Origin of the sequence: Bacillus sp. SIMBA_074 (assembly GCF_046534555.1) — a bacterium.
GTDB classification, from domain to species: Bacteria; Bacillota; Bacilli; order Bacillales; family Bacillaceae_G; genus Bacillus_A; species Bacillus_A mycoides.
This window is the reverse complement of sequence record NZ_JAWRYM010000389.1, coordinates 1-279: the sequence shown is the minus strand read 5'-3', so window position 1 is coordinate 279 and position 279 is coordinate 1. Positions and strand designations below refer to the sequence as shown.

The window sequence follows — 279 nt, the reverse complement described above, 5'->3', positions numbered from 1 at the left end:
GCAAAAGTAAGGAATGTGACCGATAAATCAGGAAATATAGTCGATTCACAAGTGATTACTGAAGGCCAGCGCGGAAAAGATCTTATATTGACAATCGATATGGATTTACAGCTAGCAACAGAGAAAATCATTGAAAAGCAATTGATTGCCAAGAAGAAAATGGGTAACACCAAATTCTTGGATAGGGCCTTTGTCGTCATGATGGATCCCAATACAGGAGAAGTTTTAACGATGGCTGGTAAGAAATATGAGAAGGATCCGAAAACAGGGAGATCTTCC

General features: G+C 39.4%; 1 pseudogene. It reads left to right on the top strand.

From position 1 onward, the window contains the following. Window positions 1-279, top strand: a pseudogene (locus SB773_RS31270) (penicillin-binding protein); the annotation flags it as partial.